Source organism: Flavobacterium sp. SH_e (assembly GCF_025717045.1).
Lineage (GTDB): Bacteria > Bacteroidota > Bacteroidia > Flavobacteriales > Flavobacteriaceae > Flavobacterium.
On record NZ_JAOVZN010000003.1, the window covers coordinates 187,819 to 209,926 of the forward strand.

The window sequence follows — 22,108 nt, forward strand, 5'->3', positions numbered from 1 at the left end:
TAAGAGTTAAAAATGCTCCTATTTTTACAAATTTACAAAATGTTGTATTGGCGCAATATTCCAGCTAACAGTACTTTGATCAATCATATCATGTACAGGAGAATCGCTCAGTTCTGTCATTAATTTATGCATTGCATTAGTACCTTCTTCCACACTGTCCCAAACCAATAAATCGTAAACAATATCCTTTTTCAGCTCGTAAATAGTTCGGGAACGAAATCCCTTTTGACGCTTTAAAAAAGCATCAATTTCATCATTCGCCTCAATAAATTGTTTGGTTGTAAAACCTTTTAGTCTAAAAGTAGTTAATTCTACGGCTTGATTTTTCATACAATCTTAAATTAAAAAGTAAACATTGATTTGATATTCTGAACCTGAGTTTCAGCTCCCAAACTTAATCGTTCATTATACAATGCATTAGCATCTTTTCCTGCCACATATCGCAGCTGATTTTTATTATCTGTTGCTGCTTCGTAAATAATTTGGGCAACCTCTTCAGCCTTTGTATAATTATCAATCTGTTCTGCGCTGTAACCTTTACTGACTTCTAAAGTTAGTTTTTCATAAGCCTTGTGCTGCCCGACTTCCATGGATCGAATGGCAAAATCTGTTTTCATTCCGCCTGGCGCCACTACTTTTACCTGTATTCCAAATTGAACTAATTCGGATGCTAGACTTTCAGAAAATCCGTCTACCGCAAATTTTGTAGCGCTGTAAATCGAACAAGTAGGAAATCCCATTAATCCGAAAGTAGAAGTAATATTGATAAAAGTACCGCTCTTTTTCTCACGGAAATGAGATACAAAAGCTTTTGAAACTCTAATTACGCCAAATAAATTAGTCGTAATCTGACGTTCGATTTGATGATTTTCCAGAGATTCTAAAGCGCCAATTAAACCATAACCAGCATTATTCAGAACCACATCAATCGAATATTGCTCTAAAACATTTTTGATTGTTGAATCAATCTGTTCTGGATTTGTAACATCTAACGGAAGTACAATTACGTTCTCCAATTGGTTTAATTCGGTTTCCTTTTCCGGATTTCGCATAGTCGCAATAACCTGCCATCCTTTACTTTGAAATAATTTTGCTGTAGATTTTCCTAATCCTGTTGAAGCTCCCGTAATAAAAATTGTCTTTTGCATTTTGAATTGTTTTAAAATTATAATGCAAAGATCAGCCGACAAATGAAGTTGTTTGTAGCCGTTTTGGTAGATGTATTAGCTAAAATGACGAATGATACAACTCATCATATCATAACTAACTTTCGTTCTTTTTCTAATACTCGTCCATCATTTAATTCTACAATAATTTTAATCAAATTGTATTTTTTTAAAGTATTAAAAAAATGGTCTGGAAACCAAAATGGAAAATTAGTGCGTAAAAAACCTCTGCCCGAAGTTATATTTTTAGAGGAAAAGCCAACTTGAAATTTATCATTATTAAAGTTATTAAACCAAGAAATGAAATCATTTGGATTTTCTAAAATAGGAACTCTTCTTGGGTCTACTTTTCGATAAACTCTTCCTCCTAAATAGTTTTTGTTTAAATATTCAACATATTGATTACTTTTTCTATCTAAACAAACACAACTAAAATCATTTTTATCAAATCGTCTTTTATCAAAATTTTCTATTGGATTATATAAAACAGATTCTTCAATATTACCAAGTATCTTAGTAATATCGATTTCCTTTTTATTATTTTTTAATAAAATTTTGAGACTTTTAATTTCATCAGCAGAACCTCCAAGTCCTGGCTCAATAGCACAACCGCAACCATCAGAATTACGAGATTTAGGATTATGATTAATCTTAATATCAAACGTAAATATTATACCAAGTTTTTTTTTGATCTTTGATTGTATCGGTTACGTTGTATAATAAACAACGAAACTCATCTAGCTTTTTTGAATAAATAAGGGCTACATCAACCTCTTTTAAGCTGAATGAATTATCCATTATTTGATTTTCAGTTTTATTTGTGCATGAAATACAAAATGCAAGAAATACAAAACATATAATTTTTCTCATTTATAATATTTTCTTATAAATGTGAAAGTTAGAAAAAAGAACACACTAAAAGCTTCATAATGAAATAAAAAAACTCCATTATTTCTAATGGAGTTTTCTAAGTTTTTATGTTTTTTAATTCACTTTAATTTCAACTGAAGAAACCGGAATTCCATTTCCAGCCGTCGCCTTCAAATGAATATTGTCATCCTTTCCATTCGACTGAATAATAACAACACATTTCCCATTAAAAAATTTACAGGAATTTGCTTTAAAAGACTCCAAATTGGCCTGATAACCATTATCAACACCAACTAATTTTCCTCCACCATTTACTTCAAAATTAATTAAATCCATAGCATTTGGTAATACGTTTCCGTCTTTATCAACCATTGAAACGGTTACATAAATCAAATCGTAAGTGTCATTTTTAATTGATGGTTTATCAACTTTTAAATCAATTTTAGAAGCTTGTCCCGCAGTTTTGATTTCCTTTTCTAAAATTACTTTTCCTGCTTTTCTTGAAACAGCTTTTAAAGTTCCTGGTTCAAACTTCACTTTCCATTCAATATGCAGATCATCATTTTGTTTTGACTTTTTGCCAAGCGATTTACCGTTCAAGAATAATTCTACTTCATCTGCATTATTGTAATATGCCCAAACGTTGATTTCCTGATCTTTTGTCCAATTCCAATGCGGGAGAATATGAAGAACCGTTTTTTTCGACCATTCGCTTTGGTACATATAATATACATCTTTTGGAAGTCCTGCTAAGTCAACGATTCCGAAATATGAACTTCTCGCAGGATACGGATACGGATCAGGTTCTCCGATATAATCAAAACCTGTCCAGATAAAAGTTCCCGCCATGAAATCCTGACTTTTAATTGTTTTCCAGTTTTCTTCGTGTGTAGCGCCCCAATATGATTTTACCTGATCGTAAGCCGAAACCGTCCAATCTGCATTTCCGTCAAACGGAGCACCGTGTTTTGTTGGCCAGGCTTTAATGACATCAGATTGATCATAATGCCCACGCGTTTCCAAAGCCGAAACACTTTCTGATGCCAATATTTTTTGTCCTTTAAATTTAGTTGGAAAATCTTTATAATCTTCATGTTTATAATTGAATCCTAAAAGATCTAAAGCTCCCGATTGGTAAATAAAGTTTTTCTCAATTACATTTTCGGTCAAAGCCGAAGTTACGGGACGAGTGACATCTAAAGATTTAACAATTTTAGCCAATTCTCTTGTAATCGCAATTCCAGTCGAATCGAACTGTTCTCTGATTTCATTCCCGATACTCCACATCATAACCGATGGATGATTACGGTCTCTTTTGATAAAATCTTCTAAATCCTGTTTATGCCAAGCATCCCAATCTTTATGGTAATCGTTTGTTACTTTTTTCTTTTTCCAAACGTCAAAAGCTTCGTCCTGAACAATAAATCCCATTTCGTCGCACAATTGCATCATTTCCAAAGAATGCGGATTATGAGACATTCTAATAGCGTTGGCTCCCATTTCTTTCATTAAAGTCAGTTTTCTTCTAACGGCGTGAATGTTTTCTACCGCTCCTAAAGCACCATTATCATGATGCAGACAAACTCCGTAAATCTTGGTTGGAACACCATTTAATGAAAAACCTTTTTCTGAATCGAAATTAAAATATCTAAATCCGAGCGGCGTTTCATAATTATCAACTAAAACAGATTTATCATAGATTTTTGTGACAACTTTATACAAATACGGATTTTCAGTATTCCATAATTGTGCTTTTAGAACATCAAGATTATGCACTTTAGTTTCAAATGTTTTCGCTCCGATTTTCTCTATAGAAATCTTATTTGCCACTTCTTTATTCTTAGCATCTAAAATAGACGTAACCAATGTAAATTCTCTCGCAGTATCATTATCATTATCAATTGTAACTTCTAAATGTACTTTTGATTTCGCTGTCGAAACCTCTGGTGTAGTTACAAAAGTTCCCCATTTTCCAACGTGTAATTTTTCACTTGCCACCAATCTCACATTTCTGTAAATTCCAGAACCTGTATACCATCTTGAATTTGGCTGGGCATCGTTATCCACTTTTACGGCGATAATATTCGATTGTCCATAATTTAAATATGGAGACAAATCGTAACCAAAAGAAATATAACCATTTGGACGAACTCCCAATGATTTCCCATTGATAAAAACTTCGCTATTCTTAAAAACACCGTCAAATTCGATTGAAATGGTTTTGCTTTTCCAACTTGCCGGAATAGTAAAAGTTTTACGATACCAGCCTTTTCCTGCTGGTAAAAATCCTTGCGCTTGTTTGGTTTTTGCATCTTTATCAAATGCGCCTTCAATACTCCAATCGTGTGGTAATTGAAGCGCTCTCCAATCCGAAGCATTGAAATTAGCGTTTACCGCTTCTGGATAATCTCCTAATTTAAAGTTCCAGTTTTTATTAAAGTCTTCTACAATTCTGACTTGCTTTTGTGCAAAAATTGAAACAGAAAGCAAGATTGCAAATGCAAGTGTAATTTTCTTAACCATATTTTTATTTTTTCTCTCGCAAAGTCGCAAAAGCGCAAAGTTTTTTTTCTGAACCATATAAGTAATTTAAGTTCATTTAAAACAAAACTTAAATTATCTTATATCACTTATATGGTTTAATTTCCTTTGCGACTTTGCGAAATTATTTTTATTTACTGAAATTCGAAGTTATCTAACATTAGCCCTTTCAAATCATCACCTTCCAACGTAATTTTATAAGTCCCTGCATTAATATAACCCCCTGATGTTGTATTTAAAATCTTCCATTTTTCTGGCGAAGGGAAAAATTCAATCGTATCATTTCGCATTAAAATTCCGTACGCATCTTCCATTTTGAATTTGACTTTTAATGGCGTTTCATTTCGATTCATAAAACGGAAACGCATTAAATAAATTCCCGCAACGCCCGGTTTTACTTCAAACTCGATACTGTTATTTGTTTTTTTAGTGAACTCAATATAATCTGCTTTTTTGAAATTTCCTTTTTCGATTCCAGTTCCAGTTGTTTTTGTTTTTTCTGCTTCGATAATTACGACTGGTCTAGAATCGTCTTTTTCACCCATATCATACGTTGGAACTACTGCAATTGTACTTATAGTCTCTGAATTATCAAAAAGAACTTTCTCGCCTTTTTTTACTTTTTTAGCGAAAACATCAAATGAAATTCCGTTGCTGTTTTTTGCTTTTTCTTCTATTTTTTTATAATCTGAAAGCCCTTTTAATGTTTTGATTTTACTATCAACTAAAACATAAACAGTTGATTCTTCTTTCGCTGTGAATGATCCCGAAACTTTTGAATTAGAAGAAAATTGTAAATAATCTGCTCCAAAAACTTCTGAAGGCAATTCTGTAAATATAATTTCTGAATTTGAATATTGTTTTGAATTGATATCTAACCAAGAAGCTACCCAATTTCGACTTTTATCATAAGCACTTAAAATCAAGTTTTCAATATTTTTTGAAGATTCAGACGCTGGTCTTGCATGAATATCTTTCGTCGCAATTGCAATTGCCGAAATAATCGCTTGAGAAGCTTTTACATTCGGAAACGAAATGACAATTTTGCCGTTTGTGCTTTTTACTTTGAATGTTTTCTTTAAAGCATTATCATGTCCAGCTTCTGCCCAAATATCAAAATCTTTTAAAACTACATTATCATTGATGGCAACATCAAACAAACGCCATCCTTTGCAGTCTAAACCTCCGCCAGTTCCGTACCAAGGTTCTGCGAAATATAATTCGACTAAATATTCTCCGTTTGGCGCTGGAAATTCGTAACGCAGTTTGTCAACTCCGTATCTAAAACTTTGAAATAACTCTGGATCTTTTGTACCATTTATCGGATCGAAAGTTGTTCTTTGACTTGCAAAAAAGTCTGGCAGTTTTTCAAAATTATCTGTCCAAGATAATGAACCCCAAGTGTTTTTTCCGTTTTTGTGTGTATCGCTAAACCAAGTATTTCCAGCAGAATCTGTCAATTCAGAACCTCCGCAATTTACTCTGTAAATATAATTGTAACCGCTTTTCGCTTTTGTAATATCAGTTTTCTCTGCTATTAAAGTCTTAAAATTGGGCGCTTTTGGAAGGTTATTTAAAACAATATAATCTTTAGCAACCGCTTTCCCGTTTACATATCCAACAGCATACAAAACATTGTACTGAATATTGACATTATTGAACTGAAAATGTTGTCCGATTCCTGGATTTTTTAGTTTTCCAAGTGAAACTTTATTGACATCATTAAACAATTCTACTTCATCACAATTCGAATAAATATCGATTCCGTTTTTGATTCCCGCAGTTTCCCAACGGCTTGGCCAAGTATGCGAAACGATATAAACCATCGGATTGGTTTTGTTCGACACATAATTCGCTCGATACATATAAAACGCATCCAAAGGTTCGCCCCAAATCGTAAAAAGACCTTTGTAATTTACTGGGCCGACTTTATCAATATCTCTAAAACCTTCTCCGTTCTGCACACGTCCCGGATTTTCATGCGAAGCAAAAAGCCAGTTGAATTGTCCCGCAATTTTATCTTTTACCGATTCTGCTTCTCTAACTTTAATTTCCATTAACTGAGAAAAACGGTTTTCGCTTAAAGTTCCTTTTTGGTCGAATTCACCTTCGGTATGTAAATCGGCTGAACGCCATGCGCCGTATTCACCGTTTAATAACTGAGTTGTCATTTCCAGATGATATTTTAACGGATCTCCTCCATACGTTCCAGACCAGTTTTGAACTACATTCCAATCTGTTCCTTCTCCACCGTTACAAGTAGTTACGATTCTTTGTGAAGCCGATAACGGATCCATTTCACGGATTATCTGCGTGCATTCTTCGGCAAATTCTTTTGGGATCGTACTTTCGTTCTGCAATCCCCACATTACTACAGACGGACTGTTTCTGCGTTCTTTAATCCATTCTCTTAGAAGAGTTTTAAAGTTTTCTTTGAATTCTGGTGTATCGTACCAAATATGCGCAGAAAACTGACTCCAAAATAAGATTCCGTTTTCGTCCAGTTCTTTTTGATATAATAAATTATGAGGCTGATGTGCTTCTCTAAAAGCATTAAATCCGCCAGCTTTGATCTGTTCAATTCTGGAATGAATCATTTCGTCTGAAAACGAATGGCTTTTTCCAATTAAATGTTCATATTCGCAGACACCATTTATAAAAACAGGTTCGTCATTAATGAAAAAACGATTGTCTTTTCCGTCACGGCTTACAGGCCAGCTTACCCAGCGAATTCCATAAGGCGTTGTTAACTGATCGATTATTTTTCCGTTTTCATAAACCGAAGTAACCAATTTATACAAATACGGATTCGATGGCGACCATAATTTCGGATTTTGAATCTCAGGAAGTGTCTGCGCTATTTCTTTTGCTTCTCCCGAATTGATTTTGTTATCGCTTTTTATAATAGCAACTTTTTTTCCTGAAGCATCCAAAAGAATATTTTCAATTGTCAAATTTCGCTGTGAAGTACCGTAATTCTTTACTTCAGTTGTTGTATGAAGAATCACTTTTTGTTTAGAAACCGATTTATCATTCCAAATATGAACGCCAAAAGGCTGAATTCTGACATCGTTTGTTATAACTAAAGTAACAGGCCTGAAAATTCCCATTGGCTGAGAACCTTCTGAAAATCCCCATTCTCCTGAACAACCTCCGCAAACCCAAGGAAGATCTGCAATAAAGGACGGATGTGAAGCTTTTACTAAAATGATATTTTCTTTGTTGAAAGAAACAGCTTTGGTAATGTCTAAAGTGAAAGTAGTTCTTCCACCTTTGTGTTCTCCAACTTTTTTGCCATTTACCCAAACAGTAGCGTACGAACTAACACCTTCGAAATAAAGAAAATGCTGTTTTGAACTGTCTTTTTTATCAAGTTTTAATACTTTCTTGTACCAAGCGGTACCGTGTAAATTTCCATGTTTTGTTCTTCTAAAACCATAATACTGATCCCAATTGTGAGGCACACTAACCTTCTGCCAATTGGAATCAGTTTCTGGATGGTCTACAAACCTCTCTTCCTGTGCGGGAAGATTTTCCAAGATTACGGTTTCCCAAGACGAATTCAGCGAAATTTCTTTACGAAACTTCCCTGAATCTTTGCTCTGACTCCAAACAGAGCAAAGACTTGAGAAAAAACAAAAAATAAAAAAAACTATTCTATTCATATTTTTAAAACCATATAAGTGATTATAAGGTTGTTTAAGTTTTTATTTTACCTGTTTTGTCATTTCGACCGAAGGGAGAAATCACACTAGAAACTCCGTACAGTTATTCCCTATCTTTGTCGAATCCCGCGTGTGATTTCTCCCTTCGGTCGAAATGACAAACTGTACGGAGTTTCTTGCGAAGATCCCTCGTTCCTCGGGATGACAAGATTGTGTTTATATTTTCAATTAAAACTAACAGATTTTAAAAACATGTTAGGTCTAAATTAACAACGAGTTCGCGTGAGGGATTGAGGCGGTATCCTTTTATGTAGCGGAGCGGAATAAAAGATATAGCCGAAAGCCCGACCCGGAGGGACACGCCAAAATTATTAATAAAACAACCAGTCGATAGCTGCTTTTTCTCCTGCATCAATATATCCGACATCACGTGGCGTTACGGTTTGATCTGCGTCGATGAAACCTAAAATCAATACTTTTCCTTTTCCTAAATCTAATTTATTCTCGCCCGGTTGGAAAGTGTATGTATGAATATTTACACGTGGAAGCTCTTTTAAATTCATGGCGCTTGCCAAAATCACTTCGGCTTGACCGTGAGCGTTTCCTGCTGCATCGGTTTCTAAACTTGGTGGCAACAAAAATCTTTTTTGATCTGAATTGAAATACCCCACAACTAATTTAACAGCTTTTGTATTTCTAAACTTTAAATGTGTTCCTTTTTCGTTCTGATCATTTTCTACGAAAGTAAATCCTTTTAAGTTTTGAAGCTCAGGAGCAATTTTTGTCAATTCAGAAATATCTGTTCCGTACACTTTTGTTCCAGTTTTAACTAAATAAGTTCCCGGTTTTTCGTCAATAAAAGTTACTTCTGCCGTTTTCCAAGGTTTTCCTTCTTTGGTTTCAATTTTACCGTCTTTTGAGGATTTTAGCTTTTCTAAATTTCTTTTAAAATTAGCCAATTCACGTTCATAATGCGGTAATAACTCTGCCCAAGTTTTATTGTTTCCGTCGTCTCCTCCAATCGGAATTCGGCGTTGAGCGGTCTGCATACTATTCGCATAGTAATATGTATCTTTTGTCAAGTTTACCAATAATTCGTAATGCTCGATGCTTTTCTCTAAATGAGGCATTGCTTTGTCTAAATCGGCAATGTCGTTGGAATAACTGTATCTTAAAACCAATAAAGCTGCTTTTACTTTTTCTGAGAAGAAATCGGCAAACGCTTTGTAGGCATGAATGTCATTTTTAAGACGTGCAAATTCTTCTTTATCTTTGGTTACTCTGGCTTCGGCTTTGTCTATTGCTTCAACTGCCAATCTTCCGTGCTCCGTAATTTCGGCAATAATTTGTGTTGGAAGTTCGCCAGAATGTGGTTCTTTGTTCCATTCTTTTTTAGCATATTCTAAAAGCAATTCGCCCGCTGGCCCACAAGATTCGTGGAATCCCGGATAAACTCTCCATTTTGATGGATTTACCAACTGACTTTCGAACATTCCCAACAATAAAGTCTGACGGTTTCCTTCTGTGATTCCGAAACGTCTTAATGTTTTTGGCGCGATTTCTCCAGTTTCTTCGTAAGCTTTTAAAATGTTGTTAGCAGCTTCCTGAGAAGTTCCGTATTTTGAAGCCAAATCTTTATCCCAAAATTTAACTTCTTCGTTACGGTCTCTTTTGCTATCCCAAGCATATCTTGCCCAAGCTTTGTACCAAATCCAGTCACGATCCATTTCTAATAAACGCTCTCCTGATTTCGTCTTATCTGCTGAATACGGCCAATCCCAATACGATGCCTGCGGATATAAGTGTAAAGCATTTGCTCCGTGAACGCTATGCATTGCTTTTACCGTTTTCTGAATGAAATCTGGTGAACCGTATCTAAAAGGTTCTAGATTTGCCAAAATATGAACATTCTCAATATGAATGGATTTAAGAGCACTCAACTGTTTATGCGTTTCTCCCCAAGGCCCACCCGGTGTATAAGTCGTTAAAGATTCTCCTGTATATTTACTTTCCGTATAAAGATTCTTGTATAACGGAAGTGATTTTTCCATTACCAAAGGTCCGTCTGTATCATGAGAACGAAGGATAATTGGTGGTTCTTCTGTTTTTCCTAATGCTTGCAAACCATCTCGAACACCAGGAATAATCGTTTTTGTAAACCATTCCACATCATCATCAACCGTATTGATAGCTTCTCCCAAACAAACCATCAATCCAACATTTGGATATTTTTCAATGAATGCTGCGATAGATTTTCTAGTATAATCAGACAATAGAGACGTAATAGGTCTTGAACGATCCTGAGTTTTAATGTTGTAATGCTCTGCAAAAGGCTTAGAAACAATAATATTATAAAACATCTGAATTACCCAGATTCCGCGTTTGTTGGCTTCAACTGTTAAGAATTTATAAATTTCTTCATTTTTTTTGAAATCTTCGTCGCTTACTTCAACAGCAAACGGATATTCTTTTAGTTTTACCAAAGAAGCAAACGGATGTCCGTTCCATAAATACAAAGAATTCATGCGGTTTTCTACCAACATGTCTAGGTATTTTATCCATAATGCTTTATCGTAAAACCATGGAAAAGTTTCTGGCGTATACGGATATTCATAAACATCTCTACCTGGAAGATAAACCGGTTTCTGCATTCCGATACAGGCTCCTCTTAAAACCATTTCCGGACTGTCATCGATATTAATTTCTGACGGAAGTTGTCCTGAATTTTTAATACGGTCTGTCAATTCCAAAGCGCCATACAAAGTTCCTGAAGCATCTGCTCCTTCAATATAAATGACATTATTTTGAGTACGAATCTGGAAACCTTCTTTTTTAGATAATTTGGTATCGTCGATTTTAGCACTTTTGGCATTCTGTTTCCAGAAATCGGTTCCTTTTTCTCCAATAACAATTACTTTATCTTTTGATTTTTTGAATTTAGCAGAAGAAGTTACTTTGAAACCTTTTAAAGAAAGTGTTTCTGATAATTTCTCTGCTCCAAATTTTGCTCTCGGCGAATTTGCATCACTCACAACTGTGATGTTTTGCGCTGTCGCGAAAGAGACGTAAAGACATAAAAAAAGTAATTGTAAATATTTCATAGTATGCTGTTTTTGGGTATTCATTCTAAAAATAATCTGCTAAATCTGCCCGATCTGCGTGAAAAATATCTCTCGCAGACTTAGCAAATTCGGCAGATTTATAGTGAAAAATTGTGTTGTTTAACGATTACATATTGATCACTGTTTATTGTTTAATTCTGAAAAATCTTCTTCAAATAAGCCACATTTGCTCCGTAATTGGCTTTTACATTGTGAACTTGAGTAACATCACGAGAACGCTCTACAATCAGCCATCCGCTCCATTTCATTTCATCTAATGTTGCTTTGATTTTTGGCATATCGATCGCTTTGTCATTTTCTAACCAAAATTGATCTGTATTCGAAGCGTGAATTTGTGCTACATATTTCTTTCCTAATATTTTCAATTCTGAAGAAATATCTCTTTTATTATCTAGAGCATTCGCAAAATTGAAAGAGCTTTTAATGTATTTTGAACCTACTTCGTCTAAAAGTTTTTTCTCTTCTGTCGCGTCTAAAGAGGTTTCAATCGCAATTACACCGCCTATTTTCCCCACTTCTTTTCCTGCCCATTGCAATCTTTTAATTACTTCTGGACGCAATTCCGGATTTTTAACTAAATCGGTTTGTGTTCCTAATGGAAGATACGCCACTTTTACTTTCATGTTTTTCATCGCCTGAATACAATCCGTAATCATTGGCGTGATTTCTCTTGTGGCAAATGACTGTGCGTAAAATCCAGACATAGCAATTGAACTAATTCCAACTCCAGTTTCTTTTGATTTATCTAAAAATTTTTGTCTTTCTATAGGATCGCCTAGCTTACTGTCAAACGTCGGACGGTTTCCTAAACCTCCCATATCCAATTCGATTCCATCGGCTTTTAATTCAGCAGCCAAACCAAAAGCCCCTAATTTTTGTCTTTTTAAAATCATCCAGTCACAAACTGCAACTTTATATTTTTGCTTTTTATTGGAAGACTGAGCCGTTGCACAGCTATTGAATGTTGTTGATAGAACAACAAGTAGTGCAACAAATAAGTTTTTATTTAGCTTCATGTTAATTTGTTTTACCATTAAGATATTAAGGGAATTAAGCTTAAATGCTTTTATAATTTTGCCATTAAAAGATTAAGAAAGTTAAGCTTAATGTTATTTTTAAAGATTAAATAAGCACAACAACTTAATTTTCTTAATCTCTTAATGGTTCAATTTATTTTATTTTTATTCTTCTTCGGCTTTTACTGCTGTAACTACTTTTCCTTCTTCACCTGGCCAAACTCCATTTTTGATTGGAAGTGCCACTAATTTACTTGGATCGATTTTCACATATTTCAGTTTTTCTCTTCTCCAAGTGTAAACAATATGAACCATACCGTCTGAACTTTGAATCATCGATGGATAAGAATATTGGCTGATTTTTGAATCTTCTAAAACCAAAGCAGCATTCCAATGAATTCCGTCTTTTGAAACCGAGACATTTAAAGGCGTTCTTGGGCCTTTAGCTTCTTTTCCTGGAGGTAAAACGTGATTGTAAACCAATAAATGTCTGCCGTCTTTAAGTGTTACAGCATCTGTTCCTGAGTTGTTATTTGGAAGTCCGATTAACTCAACATCCGACCAAGTTTTTCCGTTGTCTTTTGAAAATGTGCTGAAAATCGCTCTGTTTCGAGTTCTTCCAATTGCTTGAATACTTCCATCTTTGTGGAATAAAATACTTGGTTGAATCGCATTAATTTTTTGTTTCCCTCTTGGAAGCGTATCGCCCATTACCCAAGTTTTTCCAAAATCTGGAGTAGATTCCATGCGAAGTCTCCAGCCATCGCCTTCGATACTTGACGGACATAATAAAGTTCCGTTGCTTAATAAAACAGGTTTATTTTTGATTGGCCCTAAGAAACCGTCTGGCATTTTTTTCGCCTCAGACCAAGTTTTACCGCCATCAGATGAAGTTCTGATTACGCCCCACCATTCTGATGGTTTTGGCCCTATTTTGTAGAATAACATTAAATCGCCACCTGGAATCTGATATAAAACAGGGTTCCAAGTTGGTAATCTTGGGCCTTCTTTCATAACACCGTCGGCAACTTTTACGCCTTCGTTCCAAGTATCGGTTCCTTTTGGTTTGATGGCTACATAAATACAAACATCAGGATTTCTTTCGTGCGTTCCTCCAAACCATGAGGCAACTAAATCACCATTTGTAGCTTCAACAATTGTAATCGCGTGACAAGACGGATAAGGTGCTTTATCGTAAACAAATTGATCTACTAAAATTCCTTCTTTCCAAGTCTTTTTCTCTAAAGCCGATTTACAACTTCCTAAAAGGAAAAGTCCAAACAAGACAAATGCTAATTTTGTTATCTTCATTCTTAATTAAATTATGAATTATTTTTTTTGACTATAAATACATACCTAACATTTTTTTAGGTAAAAATATTTAATAAGTGTAAAAATAACACCGAAAAATTAACAATGTATCCTGTACTGTCCCGAATTATTAAAAATGCGGATTATTTAACGTTTATCGCATAATTTCCTGACGAAAACGTAATAGTTAAGTTCGTTTTTATGCAATAAAGTAGTTTTTTCAAAGTCCAACTTTTTGAAAAAAGTATTATTTCTTCTTAGGCAAAGTTTTTTTTCTTTCAGAAGGAGGTAAAAAATTCTCGTTTGTTACTACATTTTTACCTGTTTGTTGTTCCAGTTCAACTCGCGCATTTTTTGCCACTGTTCCACCCTTTTTGCTTGCCACTGCATTTTCGGTTAATCCTTTTGCTTCATCGTTTTCGGCTATTTGTCTTGTAGAAAGTTCGGCTAGTGCTGTAAAAATAAGTTCAGCCTCACTCATGTGATCTCTAAGATTTTGCGACTTTAAGCCCTTTGCTTCTTTATGTTCTTTCACTGAAAGACCAGTCCACTCCTGATGAATAATATTAGTTAGAATTGCAAATTCATTTTTCTCTTCAATACCCGCTTCTTTCCAATAATCAGTTAGTTTATTTCGGGTTTCCTGTCCCATCATGCGTTGTTGAATCCACTTTTCGCTTCTTCCATGCTGTTTCCAGTTTTCTCTGGCTCGGTCAATACTTTGCACCGGATCCTGAATTTCCTGAATACGTTCATAACCTACTTTTGCCAGCCATTGTTTAAACGGTTCAGCTTTAGGAGATGGAATGGATTGTATTATTCTAAAAATATTCTCGACGTTACCTGCCAATGTTTTACGTTTTTTCCCATTAGTCAGCATTGTTACCTGGGGACAATTTGTCCCTATGTAGCTTCCAAGTTCAATATCTCTTTTTCTGATTTTTTTTAAATAATCTGTCGGGTTCTTAGAATCAGTTAAAGCTTCAATGATATCCACTATAGAAAAATACCAAGTTTCATTATCCTTATCGTAATGGCTTCGTACTTTTCTATCTTCAAAAACTTTAATAGCATCCATAAATCACTTTTTACAACAATCTGCAATAGTACGAAAAAACTTTCTTATTTTACATTTAAAACATAGGTTCCTGATGGTAACGTTACAACAGTATTATTGTTCTCCGTTTTAATAGAAGCAGAAAATTGAGTCAGTTTTTGTTTATTAATAGAAACAGCTGAAACATCACTCGCAGGAAGATATACTAAAGCTGTTGTATTAGCCGGAATCGTAATATTCCAAACCAAAGCTTTTTTATCTTTTTTCCAATCACTTTTAATCGTTCCGTAAACTGATTCATAAGAAGCATTTACATAAGTCAATCCCGCATTGAAATCAGGTTTCATGATGATTTGTTTGAAACCAGGAGTTTCAGGATTGCTTTTAATTCCTGCCATATTTTCGTAATACCAAATCAATAAATCGCCTAAAAGCATGACGTGGTTTTGCGAATTCATTGCTGGGTCTGCAGTATTTCCGTTCCAAAGTTCCCAGATTGTCGTAGCGCCGTTTTCAACCATATAACCCCAGCTTGGATAGGTTTTGTTTGATGCTAACTTGAAAGCCAAATCGCCACGACCGAAATTAGTCAATGTTCTCATTAAAAACTGTGTTCCGATAACGCCTGTACTTACATGACCATTTTTGGTTACTTCAACTTCGTGTACCAAATTTTCGAAAACTTGTTGTTTTGATTCTTCTGGAACCATTCCGAAAGTTAGAGGCAATAAATTGGCTGTTACGGTATTATTCGCGTAGTTGTTTTTTGATGCGTTGAAATATTTAGTATTGAATGCTTTTTTAATTCTTGAAGCTAATTCATCATAATGTTTAATGTCATTTTGTGCATTCGCGATTACCGCAAACTTTTTCATGATATTTAAAAGCTGATAATAAAACGCACTCGAAATCAATTCGCCATCCGTCAAACGAGAAGGATCTTTCGAACGAATTAATTCCAACGATTCTGGAGGAACACACCAATCGCCGTATTTATCTTTGGTCATAATATCATCAACCAAATAATTTTCTTCCATATAATCCATCCATTTTTTCATGTATGGATATTGTTTTTCTACCACTTTTGCATCTCCAAATTGCTGATACAACATATCTGCAACTGTAATATACGTTCCCGGCCAAGTCACGTTGTCACCGTAATAACGCCAGAAAGCTGGTGCTACATCTGGAATTCCACCATCGATAGTTTGTGAGTTTTTAATATCATCTAACCATTTTCCATATAAAGTCTGATTATCAAATAAGAAACTTTCTCCGTAAGCTCCCGTTGTTCTATCTCCTAACCAAGGCTGACGTTCATTTCTTTGCGGACAATCAATTGGCATTCCTTTATAATTCCCGCTGATTCCCCACCACGCATTCTTAAAAATCTGGTTCATAATCGGGTTTGAAGAATCGAAAGTTCCTGTGGTCTGAATATCGTCATAAACGACTTTTCCAACAAAATTTTCTAAAGCTGGTTTGGTTTTAAATCCTGAGATTTCCACAAATCTGAATCCGTGAAAAATAAAACGAGGTTCCCAAACTTCTTCGCCTTCTCCTTTTAACGTATAAATATCAGTCGTTTTCGCATCACGAAGATTGGCAATATACAACGAACCATCTGGCTGTAAAGATTCTGCAAATTTCATTGTGATTTTGTCGCCAGCGTTTCCTTTTACTTTCAACTGTAACCAGCCCACCATATTTTGCCCCATATCCAAGATATAAGTTCCTTTTGGCGTTTGTTTGATTGAAATCGGTTTTACTTCGCGTTTAATCTTCATATTCGCCGACATCTGTCCTTCATAGAATCCTCCCGGTTCTTGAACGTATCTGGCGTGTATCCAGTTTTTATCATCAAAATTGGTCGTGTTCCAGCCTTTCATTTCCTTACGGGCGTCATATTCTTCGCCGTCGTATTCATTGTTAGCCAAAATCGGTCCATCAGTTGTTAGTTTCCAGGTATCGTCAGTTCTGATAACGTCTTTGCTTCCATCTGTATATTCTACAAATAATTGCAGAGCCATTTTTGGGAAACCAAATGACTTGATTTTATAGGGTTTGTAATCTTGTCGCATGGCAAAAAAACGTCCGTTCCCTAAAATCGTTCCCAGCATATTTTTGCCTTCTTTCAATTGCGAAGTCACCTCAAAAACATTGTATTTTATATTTTTGGTATAGTCCGTAGGAACAGGAGCTAAAACCTGATCGCCAATTTTATTTCCGTTAATGTATAACTCGTACAAGCCCATTCCCATAATATAAACTTTGGCGCTTTTGACTTGTTTTTTCAGGTTGATTTCTTTTCTCAGATAACGCGCTGACAATTTTGAATACTGCGAAATACTGTCATCATTCGACAATTTTTCATAACCAATCCAACGTGTCGATTTCCAATCAGCATAAGTCAAAATTCCGATGCTGAAATGTGCTGTTTCTTTTGACTGAACTTCGCCTTTATTCGTAAAAACATTTACTTTCCAATAAACGTCTTGTCTGTCTTTTAGCTTTTTTCCGTTATAAATCACATTGACAGATTCGTCACTTTGAACTTTTCCGCTATCCCATAAATCTCCATTTCCTGCATTTAATTTCTCTAAACTTGAAGACGCTTTGATTTGATACGCAGTTTGTTTTACATCATTTATATCTGCTTTTATTTTCCAGCTTAATCTTGGCTGTAAAACATCAATTCCTTCCGGATTGGCAAGCATTTCGCATTTCAAATCACTCACAATTATTTTGTTTTGGGCTTTCGCCGAAATTGTGAAAAGTGAAATGATTAATGTTAGATGTAAAAAAAACTTTTTCATGATTTTATTTTTTCTCCTAACAGGTTTTAAAAACCTGTTAGGTATTTTGAGTTTTCAATTTATAGACAAAGTATTGTCATTTCGACGTAAGGAGAAATCACAATAGAAACTCCGCAAAGTAATGCCAATCTTTGTAGAATACTGTGTGTGATTTCTCCTTACGTCGAAATGACAAACTAGATAGCTATACTTAATCTATTCAGAAACCAACTTCTCCAATTTCTCAGAAACCGCAATTTCCTTCCCATTTTTAAAGATCCTGAAACCTTTTCCTTTCTTATATTTTTCTCCTGTTTTATCCCAAAGAATGGTAATAATATTGCCATGATACAAAACATTATCCAAACAAAACCAATCCCATTTTTCTTGTGGAATCAACGGATTTACTTCAATCTTTTCATCAGCTCTTGGGCGTAAACCAACCAATCCAGTAATCACTAAATCATTGAAAGTCGAGTGATTGTAATAACGACTTCTTTCTCTGTCGCCCATTAACCAATATCCTGTTGTTTCATCCAGATATTCGCCCAAATAAGGTCTTCCTCTGTAATATTGCGACTGAACATACAATTCCATTTGTTTGAAATAATCGGTTTTACCAACATAATTCTGATTGTAATTATTCAAAACATTGGCTAAAGCCGTTAACGTCTGAGAACTTGCAAATGGCCAAATCGCACCGTCCCATTCGCAGGTTCCTGTTCCGTGTGTTCTAAATCTCGGACTTCTTCTTTCTGCTGTTGTTAAACCAAACGGAGCCGAAAATCCTTTTTCATCTTTAATTTGTTCCCAGGCTTTTTCAAAACCTTTGTTTTGCTCCGGCAGATTAAAATACCACGGAATAAATCCGATGGCTTCTCGAACCTGAGCCAAAGTATCTTTTTCTGTAAAGGTCTCAAAAAATTCGCTTTTCTGATTCCATAATTTCGTTTCTACTAATTTTTGCAGAACATCCGCTTTTTCTTTGAATTTTGCTTCTGCTTCTTTATCGCCTTTCATTTCAGCCATTTTAGAAATCGCTACAGCGTTTCCGTACATATAACTGTTAATTGTAGGTCTTGCATTTTGCACTTTTCGTCCACCACTTAAGGATTCTTCCATTCCGTCTTTTACATCATGTTGCCAAAACAAACCATCTTTACGCTGACGGTCTTTTTCCCAAACAGCATAATCAGTAACCATATCTGGGTATAAATCCAATAAGAATTTTTCATCTTTATTCACCAAATAACGATTGTACAAAGCATCGGCTGTCCAACTGCTGAATTTATATAATTTGTTCATTGGCTTTCCATCATTTCCTCTATACCAGATTTTTACATCCTGCTCAATATATTTCGGATCATGAACCCATCTGAATTCGTTGATATGATGCCCCAAAGCACAGCTTATCATATTGTATTTATCGGCATACGAACGGTCTACCAAAAACTCTGTAATTGCAAATCCCTGCGGAGTATTTTTAATATGCTTACGAACGCTCCACCATCTGAAATAATAAATCTCCTCAAAATTCTGCTGTGGACATTCAAACAACGGAATATTCTTTTCCATCCACGCCCATGCACTGTCATTTGGAATCGTAAACTTCAAGTTTTCATCTTCCATCGTGTTGAAATAATCCACATAATGTTTGAAGTTTTTTTCTTCTAGAATAGCTGATTTTCCTTTTTGTGAATGATCCACAGTCGATTTGCAACTGCTGTTTATACAAGCAATTACTACTGAAAGTGTTATTATTTTATGTTTGAAATGTTGTAACATATTCTGTTTTTTATTTTATTCTTTTCACACAATCTTGTCATTTAGACGAAGGAGAAATCTCCGCAAGTAACTCCGTAAAGTGAGTCTCCAATCTTTGTCGAATTTCTAACGAAGATTTCTCCTTCGTCGAAATGACAAATATGGCGTGCTATTATATTTTCTTAAATCACTTATATGGTTCAAAATTTTTAATTCCCAGTAAAAGTATAAGTCTGTCCCGCTTTCATATTTATATCATAAATATTGTAATTCGGCAATTGTACTTTAGGCAATTTTGCTTCCTTAGAAATAATTGGTTTCTTTACTTCAACATCGTAAAACAACGGATTTGAATTTTTCCCTTTTGCTTTTTTGTTTAAAGAACCTTTCAATGTATTCTCAACTTTCAATCGGCAGTTTCCTCCAATTTTCGAATAGATTTTAAGCGTCGAAACTTTATTGTTCTTCCAAGTCATATCGATTACGAAACCGCCTCTTGCTACTAAACCTTTTATGCTTCCGTCTTTCCAAACCGTTGGCAAAGCAGGCAATAAATGAATGGCATCTTCCTGACTCTGCATCAGCATTTCAGCAAAACCAGCCGTGCATCCAAAATTACCATCAATTTGGAACGGCTGATGCGCATCTAACATATTCGGATACGTTCCACCACCTTTTCTTTGATCTGCCGTAACTAAATGCAATTGATCCTGAATCAATTTATAAGCGTGATTTCCGTCTAACAATCTTGCCCATAAATTCACTTTCCATCCCATTGACCAGCCAGTAGATTCGTCTGTTCTATAAATCAATGATTGTTTCGCAGCTTCAAATAATTCTGGTGTTTTTATTGCCGAAATCTGATTACTTGGATACAATCCGTACAAATGAGAAACGTGTCTGTGATTGTCTTTCGGATTATCCCAATCATCCTGCCATTCCTGCAACTGATTGTGTTTCCCAATTTTCATCGGAGGCATTTTTGCCAAAGCATCGCTTACTTTTTTTACATAAGCTACATCTGGCGAAACCAACGCTGAAGCTTCCATAACATGCGTAAACAAATCAAAAACCAGCTGATTGTCCATTGTAGTCCCTGATGCAATCGTAGCTTTTCCAGTTCCGCCTGCGTGTGTGTTTTCTGGCGAACTTGACGGCACAACCACTAAATATTTTGTATTTGGATCAATTACCATAAAATCCAAAAAGAAATCGGCAGCGCCTTTCATGATTGGATAAATTTCTGTTAAATATTTTTTATCTCCAGTATATAAATATCTTTCCCATAAATCCTGACAAACCCAAGCACCACCAGTCGGCCACATTCCTGAAGCAGCTGAATCTACCGGAGCGGTAACTCGCCAAATATCGGTGTTATGATGTAAAACCCAACCGCTGGCATTGTACATCATTCTCGCAGTTTCTGCGCCTGTCACGGCTAACTCTTTTGCCATTTGCACAAAAGGTTCGTGCATTTCCTGCAAATTGGTTACTTGTGCTGGCCAGTAATTCATTTCAGCATTGATGTTTGTCGTGTATTTACTGTCCCAAGGCGGCGTCACCATATCGTTCCAGATTCCTTGAAGATTAACTGGCTGTCCTCCTGGCTGTGAACTTGAAATTAAAAGATAACGTCCGAATTGGAAATACAACGAAGCCAACTGCGGATCGAACTGTTTAGAGAAATCTCTAATTCTTTCGTTTGTTGGTTTCTTTGTCAATTCATTTGAACCTAAATCTAAAGCAACTCTGTTGAAGAATTTTTGATAATAATCTACGTGGTTTTTTTTTATTGTTTCAAAATCTTTTGTTTCTGCTTTCGCTAAATAATCTTTGCTTTTTGCAATTTCATCTCCCGAAATATCCTGATAGTTTTTGAAATTGGTTGCAATCGAAATGTACAAAGTCACTTCATCGGCTTTGTTGATACTTAAAACGCCGTTGCTGGCTTCGATTTGGCCGCCTTTGTTTTTAGCTGTCAGTCTTCCTTGAAATTTTACTTTTCCTTTTACGCCTTCAAAGTTAGTTCCAACTCCAGAAAGTATAATCTGGTTTCCTTCTGTCGAAGCGACTGTTTTATCAATTGGACTGTTCATGAAAACATTACAAGTAATCTGTCCCAGCTGACTCGCAGAAAGTTTAACCACAATAACCTGATCTGAAAATGCCGTTAGAATTTCTCTTGTAAATTCAACTCCGTTTACTTTGTATTTTACTTTCGCCGTAGCATTGCTGATGTCTAAATCTCGATAATAATCGGTATATTTTTGATGTCCATTGAATGAAATATAAACGCTTCCGAAAGTTTGATACGGCATTCCGTCATTCGTTTGCGACATGATATCCTGCGTTGCCAAATCCTGTGCTTCATCAAATTTTCCATCAAAAATTAACTGACGAACAATTGGAAGTGCTTTTATTGATTTGGAATGTGCATTGCTGTTTGGAGAACCTGCCCAAATGGTTTCTTCGTTCAATTGCAAACGTTCGACTGCCGGATCACCAAAAACCATTGCGCCCAAACGTCCGTTACCCAAAGGCAAAGCTTCGTTCCAGATTGAGGCTGGTTTATCGTACCATAATTTTAGGTCGTTTTGAGCTGTTGCAGTTAAGGAAACTAATCCAAGACAAATCGCCGTTATTTTAATTTTTAACTTCATAGTTTATAGTTGATGGTTAATAGTTGATAGCTACTCTTATTACAACATGTCTTTCGACTTCAACAGATCAATTATTAAATTCATATTTTATTCTTTTTGGGTAAAACCCGAATTGTTTTTTTAACCACAAATTTCACAAAT

The 22,108-nt window shown here is 35.3% G+C and carries 12 protein-coding genes; 1 reads left to right on the top strand and 11 read right to left on the bottom strand.

The features are described 5' to 3' along the window. Positions 1-24: 24 nt before the first annotated feature. Positions 25-330 (bottom strand): hypothetical protein, encoded by a 306-nt coding sequence (locus tag OD917_RS05900; protein ID WP_263522623.1) that lies wholly within the window; start codon positions 328-330, stop codon positions 25-27. An 11-nt stretch (positions 331-341) separates the two neighbouring features. Next, positions 342-1,148, bottom strand: coding sequence for an SDR family oxidoreductase (locus tag OD917_RS05905; RefSeq protein ID WP_263522624.1), 807 nt, complete (start codon positions 1,146-1,148; stop codon positions 342-344). A gap of 42 nt (positions 1,149-1,190) precedes the next feature. On the opposite strand from OD917_RS05905, the gene OD917_RS05910 reads away from it, so the two are divergent. Further along, positions 1,191-1,433, top strand: coding sequence for a hypothetical protein (locus tag OD917_RS05910; RefSeq protein WP_263522625.1), 243 nt, complete (start codon positions 1,191-1,193; stop codon positions 1,431-1,433). 717 nt (positions 1,434-2,150) lie between these two features. Here the strand turns inward: OD917_RS05910 and OD917_RS05915 are convergent. The 9 genes from OD917_RS05915 to OD917_RS05955 all read right to left on the bottom strand — a co-directional run bounded on the left by OD917_RS05915 (position 2,151) and on the right by OD917_RS05955 (position 21,967). Further along, the gene (locus OD917_RS05915; RefSeq protein WP_263522626.1) at positions 2,151-4,559 is read right to left on the bottom strand and encodes a sugar-binding domain-containing protein; all 2,409 of its coding nucleotides are present in this window, start codon (positions 4,557-4,559) and stop codon (positions 2,151-2,153) included. A 152-nt stretch (positions 4,560-4,711) separates the two neighbouring features. Continuing rightward, positions 4,712-8,242 (bottom strand): malectin domain-containing carbohydrate-binding protein, encoded by a 3,531-nt coding sequence (locus OD917_RS05920; RefSeq protein ID WP_263522627.1) that lies wholly within the window; start codon positions 8,240-8,242, stop codon positions 4,712-4,714. 371 nt (positions 8,243-8,613) lie between these two features. Next, a complete protein-coding gene (locus tag OD917_RS05925) occupies positions 8,614-11,343 on the bottom strand; it encodes a glycoside hydrolase family 20 zincin-like fold domain-containing protein (protein ID WP_263522628.1) in 2,730 nt (909 codons plus the stop codon). Positions 11,344-11,495: 152 nt separating this feature from the next. Then, positions 11,496-12,380: a sugar phosphate isomerase/epimerase family protein gene (locus OD917_RS05930; protein ID WP_263522630.1), complete on the bottom strand. Its 885-nt coding sequence runs from the start codon at positions 12,378-12,380 to the stop codon at positions 11,496-11,498. Between the two features lie 165 nt (positions 12,381-12,545). After that, complete coding sequence (locus OD917_RS05935; protein ID WP_263522631.1) at positions 12,546-13,691, bottom strand: sialidase family protein; 1,146 nt, start codon at positions 13,689-13,691, stop codon at positions 12,546-12,548. A 247-nt stretch (positions 13,692-13,938) separates the two neighbouring features. Beyond that, a complete protein-coding gene (locus OD917_RS05940; protein ID WP_263522632.1) occupies positions 13,939-14,769 on the bottom strand; it encodes a BRO family protein in 831 nt (276 codons plus the stop codon). A 44-nt stretch (positions 14,770-14,813) separates the two neighbouring features. After that, on the bottom strand, positions 14,814-17,564 hold the full coding sequence (locus OD917_RS05945; protein ID WP_263522633.1) for a glycoside hydrolase family 78 protein: 2,751 nt from the start codon (positions 17,562-17,564) through the stop codon (positions 14,814-14,816). Positions 17,565-17,759: 195 nt separating this feature from the next. Then, on the bottom strand, positions 17,760-19,328 hold the full coding sequence (locus tag OD917_RS05950; RefSeq protein WP_263522634.1) for an MGH1-like glycoside hydrolase domain-containing protein: 1,569 nt from the start codon (positions 19,326-19,328) through the stop codon (positions 17,760-17,762). 188 nt (positions 19,329-19,516) lie between these two features. Continuing rightward, positions 19,517-21,967: a glycoside hydrolase family 95 protein gene (locus OD917_RS05955; RefSeq protein ID WP_263522635.1), complete on the bottom strand. Its 2,451-nt coding sequence runs from the start codon at positions 21,965-21,967 to the stop codon at positions 19,517-19,519. Positions 21,968-22,108: the final 141 nt, after the last annotated feature.

Coding starts and splice junctions, on each gene's coding strand:
- OD917_RS05900 (WP_263522623.1), bottom strand. CDS start 330: ATGAAAAATCAAGCCGTAGAATTAACTACTTTTAGACTAAAAGGTTTT.
- OD917_RS05905 (WP_263522624.1), bottom strand. CDS start 1,148: ATGCAAAAGACAATTTTTATTACGGGAGCTTCAACAGGATTAGGAAAA.
- OD917_RS05910 (WP_263522625.1), top strand. CDS start 1,191: ATGAAGTTGTTTGTAGCCGTTTTGGTAGATGTATTAGCTAAAATGACG.
- OD917_RS05915 (WP_263522626.1), bottom strand. CDS start 4,559: ATGGTTAAGAAAATTACACTTGCATTTGCAATCTTGCTTTCTGTTTCA.
- OD917_RS05920 (WP_263522627.1), bottom strand. CDS start 8,242: ATGAATAGAATAGTTTTTTTTATTTTTTGTTTTTTCTCAAGTCTTTGC.
- OD917_RS05925 (WP_263522628.1), bottom strand. CDS start 11,343: ATGAAATATTTACAATTACTTTTTTTATGTCTTTACGTCTCTTTCGCG.
- OD917_RS05930 (WP_263522630.1), bottom strand. CDS start 12,380: ATGAAGCTAAATAAAAACTTATTTGTTGCACTACTTGTTGTTCTATCA.
- OD917_RS05935 (WP_263522631.1), bottom strand. CDS start 13,691: ATGAAGATAACAAAATTAGCATTTGTCTTGTTTGGACTTTTCCTTTTA.
- OD917_RS05940 (WP_263522632.1), bottom strand. CDS start 14,769: ATGGATGCTATTAAAGTTTTTGAAGATAGAAAAGTACGAAGCCATTAC.
- OD917_RS05945 (WP_263522633.1), bottom strand. CDS start 17,564: ATGAAAAAGTTTTTTTTACATCTAACATTAATCATTTCACTTTTCACA.
- OD917_RS05950 (WP_263522634.1), bottom strand. CDS start 19,328: ATGTTACAACATTTCAAACATAAAATAATAACACTTTCAGTAGTAATT.
- OD917_RS05955 (WP_263522635.1), bottom strand. CDS start 21,967: ATGAAGTTAAAAATTAAAATAACGGCGATTTGTCTTGGATTAGTTTCC.